General features: G+C 63.9%; 3 protein-coding genes. All 3 read left to right on the top strand.

The genetic code is table 11. From position 1 onward, the window contains the following. On the top strand, window positions 1-606 hold a 606-nt coding region (gene ftsY / locus HUJ17_RS00095; RefSeq protein WP_290508810.1), incomplete at its 5' end, for a signal recognition particle-docking protein FtsY. A 177-nt stretch (window positions 607-783) separates the two neighbouring features. Continuing rightward, window positions 784-1,467, top strand: a complete 684-nt coding sequence (ftsE, locus tag HUJ17_RS00090) for a cell division ATP-binding protein FtsE (RefSeq protein WP_290508809.1) — start codon at window positions 784-786, stop codon at window positions 1,465-1,467. Continuing rightward, window positions 1,457-2,175, top strand: a 719-nt coding sequence (locus HUJ17_RS00085) for a permease-like cell division protein FtsX (RefSeq protein WP_290508808.1), incomplete at its 3' end; no start/stop codon positions are given. The genes ftsE and HUJ17_RS00085, both read left to right, overlap by 11 nt.

Genomic DNA, 2,175 nt, shown 5'->3' with positions numbered 1-2,175 from the left:
ATGGTGGGCGTGAACGGGGTCGGCAAGACCACCACCATCGGCAAGCTGGCCTGTCGCTTCAAGGCGGAAGGCAAGAACGTGATGCTGGCCGCCGGCGACACCTTCCGCGCCGCCGCGGTGGAGCAGTTGCAGGTGTGGGGCGAGCGTAACGACATCCCGGTGGTGGCCCAGCACACCGGCGCGGATTCCGCTTCGGTAGTCTATGACGCGGTCCAGGCCGCCCAGTCCCGCGGCGCCGACGTGTTGATCGCCGACACCGCCGGCCGTCTGCACACCCGCGGCAACCTGATGGAAGAGCTGACCAAGGTCACCCGGGTGATGAAGAAGCTGATCCCGGATGCGCCCCACGAAGTGCTGCTGGTACTGGACGCCGGCACCGGCCAGAATGCCATCCAGCAGGCGGAACAGTTCCGCGATGCCGCCGGCGTGACCGGGTTGGCACTGACCAAGCTCGACGGCACCGCCAAAGGCGGTATCCTGTTTGCCTTGGCCAAACGCACTGGCTTGCCGATTCGTTTTATCGGTGTCGGGGAACGACTGGAAGACCTGCGCCCCTTCCATGCGGAAGAGTTTGTGCAGGCGTTGTTTGAAGACGTGGCGGGGTAATGAGTTGCAAGTTTCAAGTTGAAAGTTGCAACGCGAAACAAGCGCGTGCCAAACCGATGGCTTCCGGCTCCACGCCGCAATGCAGTCAGGAGCGCGGGCATGGCGTAGCAGTTACAGAAGCCTTCCCCGCGCCTTGAAACTTTCAACTTGTAACTTGCAACTGTCCGAAGGACTCTCATGATTCAGTTTGACCGGGTCAGCAAACGCTACCCGAACGGCAAAGACGCACTCAGCAAGGTGAGCTTCTCGCTCCCTGCCGGGCAGCTGACGTTTTTGACCGGTCACTCCGGGGCGGGCAAATCCACCCTGTTGAAGCTGATCATGATGCTGGAGCGCCCCACCCAGGGGCAGGTACTCCTTGATAACCAGAATCTCAATGGCTTCGGCAATCGGCAGATCCCTCTGCTGCGACGCAAGATCGGCATGGTCCACCAGAACCACCAGTTGCTGTTCGACCGCACCGTATTCGACAACGTGGCCCTGCCCCTGATCATCGCCGGCTACGCCCGCAGCGATATCGGCAAGCGGGTACGCGCCGCCCTGGACAAGGTGGGTCTGCTGGATAAGGAAAAGCTCAACCCCATCATGCTCTCCGGCGGCGAACAACAGCGGGTGGGCATTGCCCGGGCAGTGGTCAACAAGCCGCCGCTGCTGCTGGCGGACGAACCCACCGGTAACCTGGACCCGGCCCTCTCTGAGGAGATCATGGATCTGTTCAAGGACTTCGCCCGGGTGGGCGTGGCCGTGCTGATCGCCACCCACGATCTGAGCCTGATCGCCCGCTATAACCACCGCCTGCTGACCCTGCGTGAGGGGCGCCTGATCCACGACGGCGACGAAGGGGGCCACCATGGCAGCTAACAAGGGGCCAAGAAACGCCACCCCGATCAAGGCCAGTCGCCAGAAGCCGGAGCGAGTGCGCCGGGTGGCCGGGGCGCACAGTGCCCGCACCTCCCTGCAGGACCGTTTCCGCAGCTGGCGTCAGCACCATCAAGACTCTTTCCGGGATGCGCTGCAGCGGCTCAACGCAGCCAGGGCCAGCAGTGCTATGACCATCCTGGTGATCGCCATTGCCCTGGCCTTGCCCGCCGGTCTGGCGGTGCTGCTGGACAATGCCCGTGCCATTACCCGCGGCTGGGACGGCAATGCCCACCTGTCCGTATTTCTGGACATGAACATCAGCGAGCAGCGCCAGCGGCAGCTGGCCAGTGAGTGGCAGGGCCTCGACAACATTACCCGCACCGAGGTCATCACCCGGGAACAGGCGCTGGCAGAATTCAAGGCCCTGTCCGGCTTCGGCGAGGTGCTGGAAGCCCTGCCGGACAACCCGCTGCCACCACTGATCGTGGTATACCCGGATGAGACCGACCCGGTTACCCTGCGCGCCCTGGAAAACCGCCTGGCGGAGGCCGACGGGGTGGATCTGGTTCAGCTGGATGTGGAGTGGGTGCGCCGTCTGCACGCCCTGATCGAGCTGGGCGAACGGCTGATTTCGGCCCTCACCCTGGCTCTGGCCGCCGCCGTGGTGCTGGTGGTGGTGAACACCATCCGCCTGGCCATCGAAAGCCG

It is taken from the genome of Alcanivorax sp. (assembly GCF_014762765.1).
In the GTDB taxonomy this organism is placed as follows: Bacteria; Pseudomonadota; Gammaproteobacteria; order Pseudomonadales; family Alcanivoracaceae; genus Alcanivorax.
This window is presented reverse-complemented; position numbering and strand designations above follow the sequence as displayed.